This window comes from Aminobacter sp. P4_D5 (assembly GCF_056401815.1).
The window spans coordinates 1-634 of record NZ_JBFUIP010000908.1 but is presented as its reverse complement, the minus strand read 5'-3'; the positions used below and the strand labels follow the sequence as shown (position 1 = coordinate 634).

Genomic DNA, 634 nt, shown 5'->3' with positions numbered 1-634 from the left:
GACCTGCGCCGCGGCGAGCAGGCCGATCCCGCCGCCCAGCCAGTGCGGGCAATAGGACCGCCCGGCGGCGATCGCGCGGCGGCCCACGGCATAGGCGCCGGTCACGCCGCCCCATTTCAGCGTGTCCGGCTGCACCACGCCGAGATTTCCGTTGCCGATCAGCGAGGCGAAATTCTCGAAGCCCATGACGTTCTCGCCACCGGCCAGCGGCACCGGCGACAGCATCGCCAGCTCCGCCCATTCGGCGGCGGGACGGTCGGCCGGGATCGGCTCCTCGATCCAGCCGAGCCCATAGGCGCCGAGGCGTGGAACCATGCGGCGGGCCTCGGGCAGGTCCCAGCCCTGATTGGCGTCCACCATCAGGCGCTCGCCCGGTCGCAGGTTGCTCGCGAGGCGGGAAACGGTGGCGTCGTCGGACTCCCGCCCGAAGGCGACCTTGACCTTGAAGGCCCGGAAGCCGGCCTCGCGGCAGCGGGCCACGGTTTCGAAGGACGTGTCGGGGTTCAGGCCGCTGGCATAGGCCGGCACCTCATTCCGCACGCCGTCGCCGGCCAGGAGCACGCGCAACGGCTTGCCGGCGCGGCGCGCGGTGAGGTCCCAGAGCGCCAGGTCCAGCCCGGCGAGGCAGGCCGCG

Annotated in this window: 1 protein-coding gene; it reads right to left on the bottom strand. The window is 73.2% G+C overall.

Annotated elements, in window-relative coordinates; genetic code table 11:
• Positions 1-634: mandelate racemase/muconate lactonizing enzyme family protein (locus tag AC1DWF_RS35730; protein ID WP_476843190.1), on the bottom strand; the 634-nt coding region annotated here is incomplete at both ends.